The sequence below is a fragment of the Mycobacterium sp. NGS18 genome, from assembly GCF_059813185.1.
Genome location: NZ_JCALEC010000004.1, coordinates 365,256 through 379,637, shown reverse-complemented (window position 1 = coordinate 379,637; position 14,382 = coordinate 365,256). Strand labels below are relative to the sequence as shown.

Sequence of the window (14,382 nt, the reverse complement as noted above, 5' to 3'; positions counted from 1 at the left end):
ACTACGGGCCTATAGCTCAGGCGGTTAGAGCGCTTCGCTGATAACGAAGAGGTCGGAGGTTCGAGTCCTCCTAGGCCCACGAGTCCCATCAGGGGCCTTAGCTCAGTTGGTAGAGCGCTGCCTTTGCAAGGCAGATGTCAGGAGTTCGAATCTCCTAGGCTCCACACTTTTGTCAAATCTTGTGCTGCGTGTCCACGCTCGGCGGTCGCGGCGAGGATTCTTCCGGCCGATCCGACCGGCGGATCAGCACCACCACCCCACCGGCCAACAGCGCTGCACCGGCCACGCCGGCGATCACCCAGGATCGGCGAATCCGGTGACGCCGCGGCTCGCCGTACGCGAGCACCTCCGGCAGCCCGGCGACCACCTCGCCGGCGGCGACCAATTCGCGGGCGGCGGCATCGGCAGCGTCGGCGACATGGTCGGCCAGCCGGCTCTCCCGGTAGCGCCGGCGCAGTTCCACCGCGCCGCGTTGCACCGCGGCCCCACTGAGCCCGACGGCGCCCCGTGCCACGTCGACCGGCCCGCCCGCGGTGTGTGCCAGGCCCCGGGTCAGGCGTTCACGGTGGGTCAGGTGGTTCTGGGTCGACAGGCGCATGGCTGCAACGCTACCCGTGACGCAGCCCACCACGCCGGGAATGGCACACTGTGATCCCATGACCTCCAGCCCCATCGCCACCGCCACCGCCACGCTGCACACCAACCGCGGCGACATCAAGATCGCGCTGTTCGGCAACCACGCCCCCAAGACCGTCGCCAACTTCGTCGGGCTGGCCCAGGGCACCAAGGAGTACTCGACCACCAACGCCTCCGGCGGCTCGTCGGGCCCGTTCTACGACGGCGCGGTGTTCCACCGGGTGATCGGCGGCTTCATGATCCAGGGCGGCGACCCGACCGGCACCGGTCGCGGCGGCCCGGGGTACAAGTTCGAGGACGAGTTCCACCCGGAGCTGGTCTTCGACAAGCCCTACCTGCTGGCGATGGCCAACGCCGGCCCGGGTACCAACGGCTCGCAGTTCTTCATCACCGTGGGCCAGACCCCGCACCTGAACCGTAAGCACACCATCTTCGGTGAGGTCGTCGACCCCGACTCGCAGGGTGTCGTGGACGCCATCGCCACCACCGCGACCGACCGCGCCGACCGGCCCACCGAGCCCGTCGTCATCGAGTCGATCACCGTCTCCTGACGAACACCTCTCAACGGCGGCCGGTGTAACCGGCCGCCGTCAGGGCATCGAAAACGTCGCGGGGATCGGTTCCCAAATCCCACCGGGACAGGATCAGCAGGTCGTCGTCGGTCTCGATCTCGAGCAGCCGATGCGTGCGCCCGATCCGCTGGAACTCGGTGACGCGGACCCGCGTGAGGCTGCCGGGGGCCAGAATCCGGGTGCGCCACCAGCCGCGCACCGCCAGCCCCGCCGGGGTGAGCGCCAGCTTGGGCCGGGCCTGCCAGGAGAAACCGGCAAACACCATCAGGCCGACCCCGGCAATGCCGGCCAGAAGCCGTCCCGGCAGGTCTGTGGCGAGCGTCACAGCGCTGATAGCTAACACCGAGCCGGCAAGCGCGCAACCAGCGATTCCGCCGGCAGGAGGCGACCACTGTGTTTGCTGGCGACGGTCTTCAGTCAATGCGACCTGCGGTTTTGAGGTTATCTACAGGGGTTGTCCACAGTGGGGATAAATCACATCGATGTGATTGAGCAACCGCTTGGTTGCCACGCTGGCATCGCCGACCGCGCCACATATCCGAAATCGCAGGCCAGAGCAGCTCAGCGCCAGCGCATCGTGAGCAACAGCCCGGTGATCATGAAAGCAAACGCGATCGCGTAGTTCCACGGGCCGAGCTCACTCATCCACGTGAGTGCCGCAGGGGTGTCCAACCCGGTGGCCGCCAGCTGGTACACCATCAGCCACACCAGCCCGAACAGCATCAGCCCCAGAAACAGGGCGACGAACCACATGCTCGACGGTCCGCCCTTGACCTTGACCGGCGTGCGGCTCACCGCCGAGGGAGTGAAGCTGGTCTTCTTGCGAACCTTCGACTTGGGCATCAGTACCTCGGGACAGTGCGGCGGTGAAGCTGCGAGTATGGGTCGGTACGAGATTAACCCAGCCGGGCAATCAGCCGAGAATTGGAGAGCCGATGGAGGTCGCGTCTCCCGGCCGCCGCTCCCCCTGGCGGGTCGGTGTTCCCCTGGTGTGTCTGCTGGCCGGTCTGCTGCTGGCGGCCACCCACGGCGTCTCCGGCGGCAAGGAGATCCGCCGCGGCGACGCACCGCGGCTGGTCGACCTGGTCCGTTCCACCCAATCCACGGTGGAGGAACTCACCGACAAACGCGACGCGTTGGCGACCGCGGTGGGGTCGGTGCACGGCCGCGGAGCCGGCGCGGCGCTCTCGGCGATGCGCAACCGCACCGCGCAGATGGCCGAGGCGGCCGGCCTGGAGGCGGTGTATGGGCCGGGCCTGGTCGTGACCCTCACCGATGCCCAGCGCGACGCCAACGGCCGGTTCCCCCGCGACGCCTCCCCCGACGACCTGGTGGTGCACCAGCAGGACATCTCCGCGGTGCTCAACGCGGTGTGGAGCGCCGGCGCCGAGGCCGTCCAGATGCAGGACCAGCGGATCACCGCGGAGTCGGCGCCGCGGTGCGTCGGCAACACCTTGCTGCTGGGCGGCCGGACCTACAGCCCGCCCTATGTCATCACCGCGATCGGCGACCCGGCCGCGATGCAGGCCGCGCTGGCCGACGCTCCCCTGGTCACGCTGTACAAGCAGTATGTGATCCGGTTCGGCCTGGGCTACAGCGAACAGGTCGATGAGGATCTGCAGGTGGTCGAGAGCCCCGGGCCGGCCCGGATGCGCTACGCCGTCCCGGCCGGCCCGGTCGACTACTGAAGTCCCGGTACCCTGTGAGCGTGCGGATCCTGGTCGTCGACAATTACGACAGCTTTGTGTTCAACCTGGTGCAGTACCTGGGCCAGTTGGGCGTGCAGGCTGACGTGTGGCGCAACGACGACGCCCGCCTGGCCGACCCGGCCGCCCTGGACGACGTGGTGACCGGCTTCGACGGAGTGCTGCTCAGCCCGGGGCCGGGCACCCCCGAACGCGCCGGCGCGTCCATCGCCCTGGTCGGCGCGTGCGCCGCGGCGCGGATCCCCCTGCTGGGCGTGTGCCTGGGCCACCAGGCCATCGGCGTCGCCTTCGGCGCCACGGTGGGCCGGGCGCCGGAGCTGCTGCACGGCAAGACCAGCACCGTCTTCCACACCGACAGCGGGGTGCTGACGGGCCTGCCGGATCCGTTCACCGCCACCCGGTATCACTCGTTGACGATCCTGCCCGAGACGCTGACCGCCGCCCTGGAGGTCACGGCGCGCACCCGCGGCGGGGTGATCATGGGGGTCCGGCACACCGAGCTGCCCATCCACGGGGTGCAGTTCCACCCGGAGTCCATCCTCACCCAGGGCGGCCACCGGATGCTGGCCAACTGGTTGGGGTACTGCGGCTACGCGTGCGAGGACACCTTGGTGCGCCGGTTGGAGGACGAGATCGCCGCCACGGTGCAGACCGCGGTGACACCGGTTCCCGCGATCAGCTGACCGCCTATTGGCCGAAGCGCAGGGTGATGTTGCCGTCGGTGTTGGCGCCCTGGCCCGCCGCCGGGCTCTGGTAGAGCACTCGGTTGTGGCCGGAGCCGCCGGCGTCGACGTCGGCGCCCTTGATCAGCATCCCGGTCCAGCCCAACGCGCGTAGCTGCGGTTCGGCGTCGGTCCAGAACATCCCGGTCACATCCGGCATGACGAACTGATTGCCCCGGGACACCCGCAGTTCGATCACCCCGTCGACCGGCACCGTCTCCCCCGTCGGCGGGCTGGTGGCGATCACCTCGCCGGCCGGGCGCGGGCTGTCCACCGTCACCTCGGTGATCTTGGTGAAGCCGTAGACGGTCAGGTTCTTCTGCGCGAGCTCCACCGTCTGGCCGGTGACGTCGGGAACGGGCTTGGTGGCCGGGCCGCTGCCGATCACGATCACGATCTCATTGGTGATGGCCGTGGTCTGGTTGGCCGGCGGGTTGGTGCCGACCACCTTGTCCTTGAGCTCCGGGGTCGACGGCGAGTCGACCTGCTTGAACCGGCCGAACCCGGCGGCGGTGAGCTTCTTGACCGCTTCGGCGTAGCTCAACGACGCCACGTCGGGCACTTGGCGCTGCTCGGGACCGTAAGACACGTTCACGGTGATCTTGTCGCCCTTGTTCGCCGGGGCGCCGGCCGGCGGATCGGTGCTGATCACATGATCCGGCGGGACGTCGGAGTCAGCACGCTGATCGGTGCGGGTCTTGAAGCCCTTGTTCTGCAGTTCGGCGATCGCATCGACCGACGCCCGACCGCGTACGTCGGGAACCTGGATCTGATGGGTGCGGCCCCCGAAACTGTTGATCGACACCGTGACGATGACGGTCAGTACCGCCAGCACGATCGCGGCGATCAACCACCGGCCCACCGAACCCGGCCGCTCGTGGCCGAAGTCGAGTTCCTGGCGCGGCAGCGGGTCGGTCTGCCCCGCGCCGCCATCCCCCGCCCGGGCCGGCATCAGTGCGGCGCGGTCGGCGTCGGTGAGCACCCGAGGCGCCTCGGGCTTCTCCCCGTTGTGCACCCGAACCAGGTCGGCGCGCATCTCGGCGGCCGTCTGGTAGCGGTTGTCCGGGTTCTTCGCCAGCGCTTTGAGCACCACGGCGTCGAGGTCGGCGGGCAGGCCCGGCAGGCGCTGCGACGGCGGTACCGGGTCTTCGCGGACGTGTTGGTAGGCCACCGCAACCGGTGAATCACCAACGAAAGGTGCGTCGCCGGTGAGGATTTCGTACAGCACGCAGCCCAGCGAGTACACGTCGGAGCGGGCGTCGACGCCCTCGCCGCGGGCCTGCTCGGGGGACAGATACTGGGCGGTGCCGATCACCGCCGCGGTCTGGGTGACGCTGTTGCCGGCGTCGGCGACCGCGCGGGCGATGCCGAAGTCCATCACCTTCACCGCGTTGTGCTTGTCGATCATGATGTTGGCCGGCTTGACGTCGCGGTGAATGATGCCGTGCTGGTGGGAAAAGTTCAGCGCCTGGCAGGCGTCGGCGATCACCTCGATGGCGCGGGTGGGCGGCATCGGGCCGTCGTTGTGCACGATGTCGCGCAGCGTGACGCCCTCGACGAGCTCCATCACGATGTAGGGCAGCGGACCGGCCGGGGTCTCCGCTTCGCCGGTGTCATAAACCGCGACGATCGCCGGGTGATTCAGGGCAGCGGCGTTCTGCGCCTCGCGCCGGAAGCGCAGATAGAAGCTCGGGTCGCGGGCCAGGTCGGCGCGCAGCACCTTGACGGCCACGTCGCGGTGCAGCCGGGTGTCGACCGCCCGGTGCACCTCCGACATGCCGCCGAAGCCGAGGATCTCGCCGAGCTCATAGCGGTCGGAGAGCCGCTGCGGGGTGGTCATCGTGCCGTCCTGGTCCAGGACCAGCCGGAGGAATGCGCGGGGGGCGGCTCAGAGCTCGACGACTCGACGCTCGACGATTCGACCGGCGGGCCACCGGTGTCGGTGACGGTGGCCGGCGCCAGCGAGCCGCCCGGACTCTTGGCGTTCACCACGATCAGCACCGCGATGATGATCGCCAGCGTGCCCAGTACCCCGGCCGCCCACAGGAGCGCGCGCTGCCCGGCGGTGAAGGTGCGCCGCGGCGCGGGCGGACGGTGGTTGCCGGTGCCGGGCCGGGCCCGTCGTGCCGCGGTGGCCCGCGCCGACACCGGCGGCGCCACCCGGGTCGCGGCCGTCGACGGGATCGCCGATGGCGCGGCACGCCCAGGCGGCAGCGATTGGCTGGGCCGGGGCGGTCGCCGGCCCGAGCGCACCGCGGCGACCGCGTCGGAGAACGGGCCGCCACTGCGATAGCGCATACCGGGGTTCTTGGCCAGCGTGATCTCGATGAGCTCCCGCACGTTGGGCGGCAGCTCGGCCGGGAGCGGCGGGGGCGGCTCCTTGATGTGCTTCATGGCGACGGTCAGTGCGCCGTCACCGGTGAACGGACGGCGCCCGGACAGCACTTCGTAGCCGACCACGCCCAGAGAGTAGACATCGCTGGCCGCGGTGGCGTCCTGGCCCAGGGCCTGCTCGGGGGCGATGTACTGGGCGGTGCCCATCACCATGCCGGTCTGGGTGACCGGTGCGGCGTCGACGGCCTTGGCGATGCCGAAGTCGGTGATCTTCACCTGGCCGGTGGGCGTGATCATGATGTTGCCCGGTTTGACGTCGCGGTGCACCAGCCCGGTGCTGTGTGCCACCTGCAGCGCCCGGCCGGTCTGTTCCAGCATGTCCAGGGCGTGCCGCAGCGACAGCCGCCCGGTCCGTTTGAGTACGGAGTTCAGCGGCTCGCCGTTGACCAGCTCCATCACCAGGAAGGCGGTGCGGCCCTCGCCGTCAAGCTCGGTCTCGCCGTAGTCGTGCACGCTGGCGATGCCCGGGTGGTTGAGCATGGCGGTGTTGCGCGCCTCGGCGCGGAACCGTTCGATGAACTCCGGGTCGGAGGAGAACTCGGGTTTGAGCACCTTGACCGCGACCCGGCGACCCAGCCGGTTGTCGACGGCCTCCCACACCTGACCCATGCCGCCGGTGGCGATGAGCCGCTGCAACCGGTAGCGCCCGGCCAGCGCCGCTCCAACCTGCGGACTCATGATCGCCCCTGAAGTGCTGCTTCGATGACGGCTCGACCGATCGGTGCCGCCAGCGCGCCGCCGGTCGCGGCCAAACGGTCGCCGCCGTCCTCCACGACGACGGCGACGGCCACCTTCGGGGCGCTGGCCGGGGCGAAGGCGATGTACCACGCGTGCGGCGGAGTGTTCCGCGGATCGGGACCGTGCTCAGCGGTGCCCGTCTTCGACGCGATCTGTACGCCCGGGATGGCCCCTTGCTGCTGGGTCACTTTTTCGGCGTCGATCATCAGTTCCGTTAGCTTAGCCGCGACCTGCGAGGACACTGCACGGCGTAGTTCGCGCGGTTGCGTCGTCGCGATGCCGGCCAGATCCGGCCCCTCCAGCCCCTCCACCAGGTAGGGCTGCATGGTCAGCCCACCGTTGGCGATGCTCGCGGCGATCACCGCGTTCTTCAGCGGCGTCACCGCGACATCCTTCTGTCCGATGCTGGTCATTCCCAGTGCGGCGGCGTCGCGGATCGGGCCGACGGTGGACTCGGCCACCTGCAGCGGGATGGCTTCGGGCGTGATGTCCAGACCGAAGCCCTGGGCGGCAGTGCGCAGCGCCTCGGCGCCGGTGCGGATACCGAGCTGGACGAAGGCGGTGTTGCAGGATCGGGCGAACGCCACCCGCAGCGAGACGGTCGCCGCGTTGCCTTCGCAGTTGTTGCCGCCGAAGTTCTCCAGCTTGACGGTGCTGTCGGGCAGCGCGATGCGGGCCGCGTTGGTCAGCTGCTCGTTCTCGCTGACGCCGGACTGCAGCGCGGCCGCGGTGGTGATCACCTTGAACGTCGAGCCCGGCGGATAGGTCTCACTGATGGCGCGGTTGGTCAGCGGGGAACTGGGGTCGTCGCGCAGCCGCTGCCAGGCCCGGCCCTGCTGCTCCGAATCATGCGAGGACAACTGGTTGGGGTCATACGAGGGCGCCGACACCAGCGCCAGGACCTTGCCGGTGGACGGCTCCAGGGCCACCACCGCGCCGCGGCAGCCACCGGAACAGCCCTTCTGCATCGCCTCCCAGCCGGCCTGCTGCACCCGCGGGCGGATGGTGGTCTCCACGGTGCCGCCGCGGGGACTGCGGCCGGTGAAGAAGTCGGCCAGCCGAAGCCCGAACAGCCGCGGATCCGAGCCATTGAGCACGGTGTCCTCGGCGCGCTCCAGGCCGCTGCTGGAGTAGCGCAGCGAGTAGAACCCGGTGACCGGCGCATACACCGCCGGGTCGGGGTAGATGCGCTGGTATTTGATCCGGTCGTCGGTGGCCACCGAGTAGGCCAGCAGTTGGCCCGAGGCGGTGATCTGGCCGCGCTGGCGGGAGTATTCGTCGAGCAGCACCCGCTGATTGCGGGGGTCGGCGCGCAGCCCGTCGGCAGCGAAGACCTGGGTCAGCGTGGCGTTACCCAATAGCAGCACGATCAGCGCCATCAGGGTCATCGTGACGCGGCGCAGCGAGGTGTTCATACGCGCTCGATCACCGCCGTGCCGGTATCGCCGATCGCGGCGGTGCGCTGCGGCCGGGTGCTCAGCGGGCGGCGGGCGGCGTGTGAGACGCGCAGCAGGAGCGCCAGCAGCACATAGTTGGCCAGCAGCGACGACCCGCCGTAGGACAGCCACGGCGTGGTGAGCCCGGTCAGCGGAATCAGCTTCGTGACGCCGCCGACCACGATGAACAGCTGGATGCCCAGGGTGGCCGCCAAGCCGGCCGCCAACAGCTTGCCGAAACTGTCGCGCACCGCGATCGCCGTGCGCATGCCGCGCACGATCACAATCGTGTAGAGGATCAGCACGCCGGCCAGCCCGACCAGACCCAGTTCCTCGCCGAACGCGGCGATGATGAAGTCCGTCGACGCCGCGGGCACGTAGCCGGGCTGACCGTTGCCCAGCCCGGTGCCGAAGATGCCGCCGGTGGCGAAGCTGAACAGCGACTGCACCATCTGATAGCCGACGCCCTCGGGGTCGGCGAACGGGTCGAGCCAGGTCTGTACCCGCACCCGGACGTGGCTGAACATGAAGTACGCGGCGATGCTGCCGGCGGCGAACAGCAGCATCCCGATCACCATCCAGCTGAACCGGCGGGTGGCCAGGTACACCATCACCAAAAACGACGCGTATAGCAGCAGCGATGTGCCCAGGTCCTTCTCGAACGCCATCACGCCGACCGAGATCACCCAGGCGGCCAGCAGCGGCGCCAGGTCGCGCGGGCGGGGCAGGTTCATCCCGAGCACGTGTTTGCCGGCGCTGGTGAACAGCTGGCGTTTGGAGACCAGGACCGCGGCGAAGAAGATCAGCAGCAGGATCTTGGAGAACTCGGCGGGCTGAATCGAGAAGCCGGGCAAGCGGATCCAGATCTTGGCGCCCTGTCGTTCCGACAGCGAGGCCGGCAACAGGCCCGGGATCACCAGCAACACCAGGCCCGCCAGCCCGCAGACGTAACCGCTGCCGGCGAGCTGACGGTGGTCCTTGAGCAGCTCGAGCACCAGGGCAAAGACGATTACGCCGACCAGCGTCCACAGCATCTGGGAGGTGGCGCCCGGGCGCGTGCCGGCGCCGTCGAGCACAGCGCCCAGATCGATGCGGTGGATCATCACCAGCCCGAGGCCGTTGAGCAGGGCCACCACCGGCAGCAGCAGCGGGTCGGCGTACCGCGCCGAGTGCCGGATGACCAGGTGCGCGAAGACGAACAGCACCAGAAACGCCGTCCCGTAGCCGAGCAGGTCCCAGCGCAGGCCCTTCTCGTGGCCGGCCTCGACGATCAGCATCGCCACCGCGATGATCATGGTCGCGAAGCACAGCAGCAGGAGTTCGGCGTTGCGTCGATCGGGCAGCGCCGGGGTCAGCGCCACCGGCGGCTGCGGCGCTGTGGTCATGAGGCCGCCCGGCAGTCGGTCCCCGGTTCGAGCGGGGCCGGCGGCAGGTTGGTCAGAGTGGGCAGGTGCGGCACCCCGGAGTTCGGGGCCGGCTGAGGCGGGCCGGGCCGTGGGCCGGCCGGGGCCGGGCCCGGATCCGGGGCGCGTGAGGGCGTCGCACCGCTGCCGTCGGCCTTCCCGCCGGTGCTCCGCGCCGGGCACAGCGGCAGCAGCGAGTCACGGGCCAGGTTGCGCAGTTGGGTGATCGCGTCGTCGAGGGTGCCGGCAGGCAGGCCGTTGCTGACCTGCTGACGTGCCGGCAGCCGCAGATCCTGCAACGTCATCAGCCGGCAGGCCAGCTTGTCGCCGGACTGGCTGAAGCTGATCTGCACCAGATCGCCGCGGCTGTCGAGGCAGCCGAGCAGGTAGGGCTCCTGCAGCGGCAGACCCAGGATCGAACCTTGCACGCCGCGCATGATCGCCACCGTTCCGCCGTAGGCGGTGACGTAATAGTTGGTGCGCACGATCGCCCGTCCGATCAGCAGCGCGGCGGCCAGCAGGGCCAGCAGCAGCACCGCGATGATGATCTTGCGGCGCCGGGACCGGGGCGGTGCGGTCAGGGTTTCGATCCGCGGCAGCACCCTTTTGGCGACGGTCTTGCGCGGCGAGATCGCCGAGGCCCGCCCGGCGGCGGTGTCCAGGGCGGTGGTGTGGTCGTCGTCGCTGTCGGAGACCGCCCCGGCCAGGATCGGCTGGGTCTGGCCGTAGTCGACGTCGACGACGTCGGCCACCACCACGGTCACGTTGTCCGGTCCCCCGCCGCGCAGCGCCAACTCGATCAGCCGCAGTGCGCTGTCGTTGACGTCGGGGATCTCCAGCGCCTCGTGGATGGTCTCGGTGCTGACCGGGTCGCTCAAACCGTCGGAGCACAGCAGGTAACGGTCGCCGACCTGCGCCTCGCGCATGATCAGCGTCGGCTCCACCTCGTGGCCGGTCAGGGCCCGCATGATCAAGGACCGCTGCGGGTGGCTGTGCGCCTCCTCCAAGGTGATCCGACCTTCGTCGACCAGGGTCTGAACGAAGGTGTCGTCCTTGGTGATCTGGCTCAGCTCGCCGTCGCGCAGCAGGTAGCCGCGCGAGTCGCCGATGTGGGCCAATCCCAGCCGGGGCGGGGCGAACAGGACCGCGGTCAGCGTGGTGCCCATGCCCTCGAGTTCGGGATGCTCCTCGACGTAGGCCGCGATCGCCGAATTGCCTTCCTGCACAGCTGATTCCAGCTTCGCCAGCAGGTCCCCGCCAGGCTCGTCGTCGTCAAGGTGGGCCAGCGCGGCGATCACCAGCTGGGAGGCGACCTCGCCGGCCGCGTGCCCGCCCATGCCGTCGGCCAGCGCCAGCAGACGCTGGCCGGCGTAGACGGAGTCCTCGTTGTTGGAGCGCACCAGGCCGCGGTCACTGCGGGCGGCATACCGCAGAACCAGGCTCACCGCCGGAGCTCGATCGCGGTCTTGCCGATGCGTATCGGCGTTCCTAGGGGCACCCGTACCGCTGTGGTCACCTTCACCCTGTCAAGGTAGGTGCCGTTGGTCGAGCCGAGGTCTTCGACATACCATTCGGACCCCCGTTGAGATAGTCGGGCGTGTCGGGTGGACGCGTAATCGTCGGTGAGCACCAGGGTCGAATCGTCGGCCCGGCCGATCAGAACCGGCTGATCACTGAGCGCGATGCGGGCCCCGGTCAGCGGTCCCTCGGTCACCACCAGGTGGCGGGCGCCGGTGCGTGGCTGCCGCGAAGGCAGCAGCACGCCCCGGATCGACAGGCCGCGGCGCACCATCACCGCGCCGGTCGGCGCGTAGATGTCGGTCCGCAGGATCCGCAGCACCGACCAGATGAACAGCCACAGCAACGTCAAAAAACCGGCTCGCGTCAGCTGCAGCACGAGTCCCTGCATCCGGCGTCCTCTCCGTCCTTGTGCCGTCCATGTGCGCTCACGGCGGAGCACTTCGGCAAAGTCACGATACTTGGACGTGGGTGGCCGTAGGGCAAAGCGGGAGGGCTTCGCTGCTACCCGGCGGCGTGGGCTCCGTTCCTCCTAGTGAACCCGGACGATGATCTCGGAGTGCCCGAGCCGGATCACGTCGCCGTCGGCCAGCTGCCATTCCTGGACGGGGGCGTTGTTCACCGTGGTGCCGTTGGTGGAGTTCAGGTCGGACAGTAGAGCCACCCGGCCGTCCCAGCGAATCTCGAGGTGACGTCGCGACACCCCGGTGTCCGGCAGCCGGAACTGGGCGTCCTGGCCGCGACCCACCACGTTGGTGCCCTCGTGCAGCTGGTAGGTCCGTCCGCTGCCGTCGTCGAGCTGCAAGGTGACCGAGGCCGGAGCCGAGTAGGCGCGCTGGCCGTAGCCGCCGCCCGGAGCGTCATAGCCGCCGGCGGCCGGCGGCTGGCCGTAGTCATATCCGCCTGGGCCACCCTGGGCGTCGCCGTAGCCGCCCTGCTGGCCGTAGTCATAGCCGGCCGGGGCGCCCTGCGATTCGCCGTAGCGGTAGTCGGGCTGGCCGTAGTCGGGCTGGCCGTAGTCCGGCTGTGCGTAGTCCTGCCGGCCGTAGGACGGCGCACCCTGGTCATAGCCGCCGCCCTGGTCCGGGTAGGAGGGGCGCTGCTCGGGCTGGGCCTCGGGGTAGGCGCCATGCTGGGAGTAGTCGTCGTGGCGGGCCGGGGGGCGCTCGTAGTCGCCGTAGCCGGGCTGGCCGCCGCCGCCCGGGTACGCCGGTGCCGGCGGAGGCTGCTGATGCGGGTAGCCCTGCTCATAACCGGAGGGCGCGCCATACCCGCTCGGCGGGCGCTGCTCGTAGGACTGCGGGTAGCCGCCCTGGCCGCCGGGATAGCCGCCCTGGTCCGGGTAACCGCCCTGCTCGGGGTAGCCGCCGTGCTCGGGGTAGCCGCCGTGCTCGGGGTAGCCGCCGTGCTCGGGGTGACCGCCTTGTTCGGGGTAGCCGCCCTGCTCGGGCCGACGTGGCGGGGCATAACCGCCCTGGCCGCCCGGGCCCTCGGGGTAGCCGCCGCCGCGCTGGTCCTGCTGGTAAGGCTCGGGTTCCGGGGCGTAGTGGCCACGAGGGTCCTGACCGCCCCGAGCGTCGTCGGCCGGGCGGCCGTAACGCGGGTCGTAATAGTCGTCGCCGGGACGGTCCTGTTGCCCGTGGGCGCCGCGGTAGCTCGGGTTATCGGTCATCGGTGGCACTCCTGATTCTGCGGTAAACGCATGATCTGATTCTGGCGGGCGGGATTCACTGACCGTGTGGTGGGGGCGGGCGTCCGGATTGACAGCTCCCCGCGTGCGGACCTGACCGGTACGCAGACTCGGTGACTGCTCGAACCGGACAACCACATCACCATACGTTTGCCACCCCTGTTCGCCGATATACCCCGCTAAATGCCGGGCGAAGGCCTTCGACGTCAAATCCTGGTCGGCGCCCACATTGTCGTAGTCGTCCACACCGAGGGTAATGACGTATTCGTTGGCTGCCAAAAGTTGATTTCCCGCCAACGCCCGCACCCCCGCGGCGGCCTCCCGGCGCAACGCGGCCTCGACCTCCTCGGGGACGACCTCCCCGCCGAAGACCCTGGCCATCGCATCCTCCACGGCGGATTCGAGCCGGCGCTCGATGCGCTGAACCAGCCCGCGCTGGCTGTCCATCCCCTGCCGCCTCACTCGCCGCCGTCAATTCGTCGTGCCGGGGACGCGTCGCCGCGGCGTGTCGCTGCGCTGCATCCGCCCTGGACATGGTATCGACCCGGTGTGCCGCCGCGGCACCCTTGTACGGCGGAGAATCGGATAAGACCAGGTCACGAAGGGGTCACGGCGCGCTGCGCTACGGTGGTCCCCGGGTTCCGAACCGGGTCGGAAGTGCCCTCCAGGAGCCGTGATAGGCTCCCCCGGTCGCTCGGGCGAGTGGCGGAATGGCAGACGCGCTGGCTTCAGGTGCCAGTGTCCTTCGGGACGTGGGGGTTCAAGTCCCCCTTCGCCCACAATTGTTGTTCGGCAGCACCCCGGCCTTTTTCGGCCGGGGTTTTCTGTTTGCTGGGGCTGGGTGCACCGACTTGCTGCACCCAGGTGCTCGGCGCTACTCAGCTCCCCCCGGCGGCTGCCGCAGCCCCGGCAGCACATACCGGCGCAGATGCCGCCGCACCGCTGCCGGGTCGTCGGGATCGATGTGATTGCCCGGGACGCTGCCCAGGGTGATCATCACCCGCGCCACCCACTCGCTGGCCTCCGGCAAGTCGGTGTCGGGATGAATGTCTCCGGCAGCGGCGGCAGCCTCCAGGAACGGGTACCAGAACCCGGCCAGATCCGGCACCAGCCCGCTCACCCCGGCACCGGCGCACGCCGCGAACTCCTCCGGTTCGGCGGTGCGCAGCCGCATCAGCAGGGTGCCCGGATCGTCATAGGCCCGGCGCCCGATCTGCATGCCGGCCACCAGCTGCTCCTCGAAGCTGCGCAGGGTGGACAGTTCGGCGCGGGACCGAGCCCAACTGGTCTCGACCAGGCGGATGATCGCGGCGCCGACGAGCGCGGGCTTGTCCGGGAATTTCCGGTACAGCCAGGCGCGCGACACCCCGGCGCGCTCGGCGACATCGATCATCGTGGTGGCCCGGATCCCCTTGTCGGCCAACAACTGCTCGGTCGCATCCAGCAGCCGAACGGTCGTCGACGACGCCGGGTGTGCGTTCACGGGTCCACCTCCTGGCCGGCAAGCCTAACAAGACAGTAGACAGATTCGCGGATCTGTGTACTATTGCCACTCATCGCATAGACA

The 14,382-nt window shown here is 69.6% G+C and carries 14 protein-coding genes and 3 tRNA genes; 6 read left to right on the top strand and 11 right to left on the bottom strand.

The window, feature by feature from the left end:
• Nucleotides 1-5: 5 nt before the first annotated feature.
• Both AC5Y31_RS10970 and AC5Y31_RS10965 read left to right on the top strand, forming a co-directional pair.
• A tRNA-Ile gene (locus AC5Y31_RS10970) sits at nucleotides 6-79 on the top strand.
• 12 nt (nucleotides 80-91) lie between these two features.
• Nucleotides 92-164, top strand: a tRNA-Ala gene (locus tag AC5Y31_RS10965).
• Between the two features lie 8 nt (nucleotides 165-172).
• Here AC5Y31_RS10965 and cwsA read toward each other — a convergent pair.
• Entirely contained in the window at nucleotides 173-598 is a 426-nt protein-coding gene (gene cwsA, locus AC5Y31_RS10960) for a cell wall synthesis protein CwsA (RefSeq protein ID WP_065023844.1), read from the bottom strand.
• Between the two features lie 40 nt (nucleotides 599-638).
• On the opposite strand from cwsA, the gene AC5Y31_RS10955 reads away from it, so the two are divergent.
• Entirely contained in the window at nucleotides 639-1,187 is a 549-nt protein-coding gene (locus tag AC5Y31_RS10955; RefSeq protein WP_301636095.1) for a peptidylprolyl isomerase, read from the top strand.
• Nucleotides 1,188-1,197: 10 nt separating this feature from the next.
• Here AC5Y31_RS10955 and AC5Y31_RS10950 read toward each other — a convergent pair whose 3' ends face one another.
• Together AC5Y31_RS10950 and crgA are read right to left on the bottom strand one after the other, a co-directional pair.
• Nucleotides 1,198-1,629, bottom strand: coding sequence for a PH domain-containing protein (locus AC5Y31_RS10950; protein WP_065023799.1), 432 nt, complete (start codon nucleotides 1,627-1,629; stop codon nucleotides 1,198-1,200).
• Between the two features lie 140 nt (nucleotides 1,630-1,769).
• A complete protein-coding gene (crgA, locus tag AC5Y31_RS10945; protein WP_065023798.1) occupies nucleotides 1,770-2,051 on the bottom strand; it encodes a cell division protein CrgA in 282 nt (93 codons plus the stop codon).
• 92 nt (nucleotides 2,052-2,143) lie between these two features.
• Here crgA and AC5Y31_RS10940 point away from each other — a divergent pair, with 92 nt between their 5' ends.
• Both AC5Y31_RS10940 and AC5Y31_RS10935 read left to right on the top strand, forming a co-directional pair.
• Entirely contained in the window at nucleotides 2,144-2,896 is a 753-nt protein-coding gene (locus AC5Y31_RS10940; RefSeq protein WP_065023797.1) for a DUF881 domain-containing protein, read from the top strand.
• Between the two features lie 20 nt (nucleotides 2,897-2,916).
• Nucleotides 2,917-3,597 carry an aminodeoxychorismate/anthranilate synthase component II gene (locus AC5Y31_RS10935; protein ID WP_499980261.1) on the top strand — a complete coding sequence of 227 codons (681 nt, stop codon included), beginning with the start codon at nucleotides 2,917-2,919 and terminating at the stop codon, nucleotides 3,595-3,597.
• A 4-nt stretch (nucleotides 3,598-3,601) separates the two neighbouring features.
• Here the strand turns inward: AC5Y31_RS10935 and pknB are convergent, their stop codons facing one another.
• The 7 genes from pknB to AC5Y31_RS10900 all read right to left on the bottom strand — a co-directional run bounded on the left by pknB (nucleotide 3,602) and on the right by AC5Y31_RS10900 (nucleotide 13,262).
• A complete protein-coding gene (gene pknB, locus AC5Y31_RS10930) occupies nucleotides 3,602-5,476 on the bottom strand; it encodes a Stk1 family PASTA domain-containing Ser/Thr kinase (protein ID WP_065023796.1) in 1,875 nt (624 codons plus the stop codon).
• Nucleotides 5,473-6,708, bottom strand: coding sequence for a protein kinase domain-containing protein (locus tag AC5Y31_RS10925; RefSeq protein ID WP_065023795.1), 1,236 nt, complete (start codon nucleotides 6,706-6,708; stop codon nucleotides 5,473-5,475). The genes pknB and AC5Y31_RS10925 overlap by 4 nt, the downstream gene beginning before the upstream one ends.
• On the bottom strand, nucleotides 6,705-8,183 hold the full coding sequence (gene pbpA / locus AC5Y31_RS10920) for a D,D-transpeptidase PbpA (RefSeq protein ID WP_301632429.1): 1,479 nt from the start codon (nucleotides 8,181-8,183) through the stop codon (nucleotides 6,705-6,707). The genes AC5Y31_RS10925 and pbpA overlap by 4 nt, the downstream gene beginning before the upstream one ends.
• On the bottom strand, nucleotides 8,180-9,589 hold the full coding sequence (locus AC5Y31_RS10915) for an FtsW/RodA/SpoVE family cell cycle protein (RefSeq protein ID WP_499980259.1): 1,410 nt from the start codon (nucleotides 9,587-9,589) through the stop codon (nucleotides 8,180-8,182). Before AC5Y31_RS10915 ends, pbpA begins: the two co-directional genes overlap by 4 nt.
• Nucleotides 9,586-11,052 carry a PP2C family protein-serine/threonine phosphatase gene (locus AC5Y31_RS10910; protein ID WP_499980257.1) on the bottom strand — a complete coding sequence of 489 codons (1,467 nt, stop codon included), beginning with the start codon at nucleotides 11,050-11,052 and terminating at the stop codon, nucleotides 9,586-9,588. The genes AC5Y31_RS10915 and AC5Y31_RS10910 overlap by 4 nt, the downstream gene beginning before the upstream one ends.
• Nucleotides 11,049-11,516: an FHA domain-containing protein FhaB/FipA gene (locus AC5Y31_RS10905; RefSeq protein ID WP_301632423.1), complete on the bottom strand. Its 468-nt coding sequence runs from the start codon at nucleotides 11,514-11,516 to the stop codon at nucleotides 11,049-11,051. The genes AC5Y31_RS10910 and AC5Y31_RS10905 overlap by 4 nt, the downstream gene beginning before the upstream one ends.
• Before the next feature lie 141 nt (nucleotides 11,517-11,657).
• Complete coding sequence (locus AC5Y31_RS10900; RefSeq protein WP_499980255.1) at nucleotides 11,658-13,262, bottom strand: FHA domain-containing protein; 1,605 nt, start codon at nucleotides 13,260-13,262, stop codon at nucleotides 11,658-11,660.
• 249 nt (nucleotides 13,263-13,511) lie between these two features.
• Here AC5Y31_RS10900 and AC5Y31_RS10895 point away from each other — a divergent pair.
• Nucleotides 13,512-13,594: transfer RNA gene (locus AC5Y31_RS10895), tRNA-Leu, on the top strand.
• Between the two features lie 95 nt (nucleotides 13,595-13,689).
• Here the strand turns inward: AC5Y31_RS10895 and AC5Y31_RS10890 are convergent.
• A complete protein-coding gene (locus AC5Y31_RS10890; RefSeq protein ID WP_499980254.1) occupies nucleotides 13,690-14,298 on the bottom strand; it encodes a TetR/AcrR family transcriptional regulator in 609 nt (202 codons plus the stop codon).
• Between the last annotated feature and the right edge of the window lie 84 nt (nucleotides 14,299-14,382).

What these genes read in the sequence shown, in the direction of transcription:
- cwsA (WP_065023844.1), bottom strand. Translation starts at nt 598, where the DNA reads ATGCGCCTGTCGACCCAGAACCACCTGACCCACCGTGAACGCCTGACC.
- AC5Y31_RS10955 (WP_301636095.1), top strand. Translation starts at nt 639, where the DNA reads ATGGCACACTGTGATCCCATGACCTCCAGCCCCATCGCCACCGCCACC.
- crgA (WP_065023798.1), bottom strand. Translation starts at nt 2,051, where the DNA reads ATGCCCAAGTCGAAGGTTCGCAAGAAGACCAGCTTCACTCCCTCGGCG.
- AC5Y31_RS10940 (WP_065023797.1), top strand. Translation starts at nt 2,144, where the DNA reads ATGGAGGTCGCGTCTCCCGGCCGCCGCTCCCCCTGGCGGGTCGGTGTT.
- pknB (WP_065023796.1), bottom strand. Translation starts at nt 5,476, where the DNA reads ATGACCACCCCGCAGCGGCTCTCCGACCGCTATGAGCTCGGCGAGATC.
- AC5Y31_RS10925 (WP_065023795.1), bottom strand. Translation starts at nt 6,708, where the DNA reads ATGAGTCCGCAGGTTGGAGCGGCGCTGGCCGGGCGCTACCGGTTGCAG.
- pbpA (WP_301632429.1), bottom strand. Translation starts at nt 8,183, where the DNA reads ATGAACACCTCGCTGCGCCGCGTCACGATGACCCTGATGGCGCTGATC.
- AC5Y31_RS10915 (WP_499980259.1), bottom strand. Translation starts at nt 9,589, where the DNA reads ATGACCACAGCGCCGCAGCCGCCGGTGGCGCTGACCCCGGCGCTGCCC.
- AC5Y31_RS10905 (WP_301632423.1), bottom strand. Translation starts at nt 11,516, where the DNA reads ATGCAGGGACTCGTGCTGCAGCTGACGCGAGCCGGTTTTTTGACGTTG.
- AC5Y31_RS10900 (WP_499980255.1), bottom strand. Translation starts at nt 13,262, where the DNA reads ATGGACAGCCAGCGCGGGCTGGTTCAGCGCATCGAGCGCCGGCTCGAA.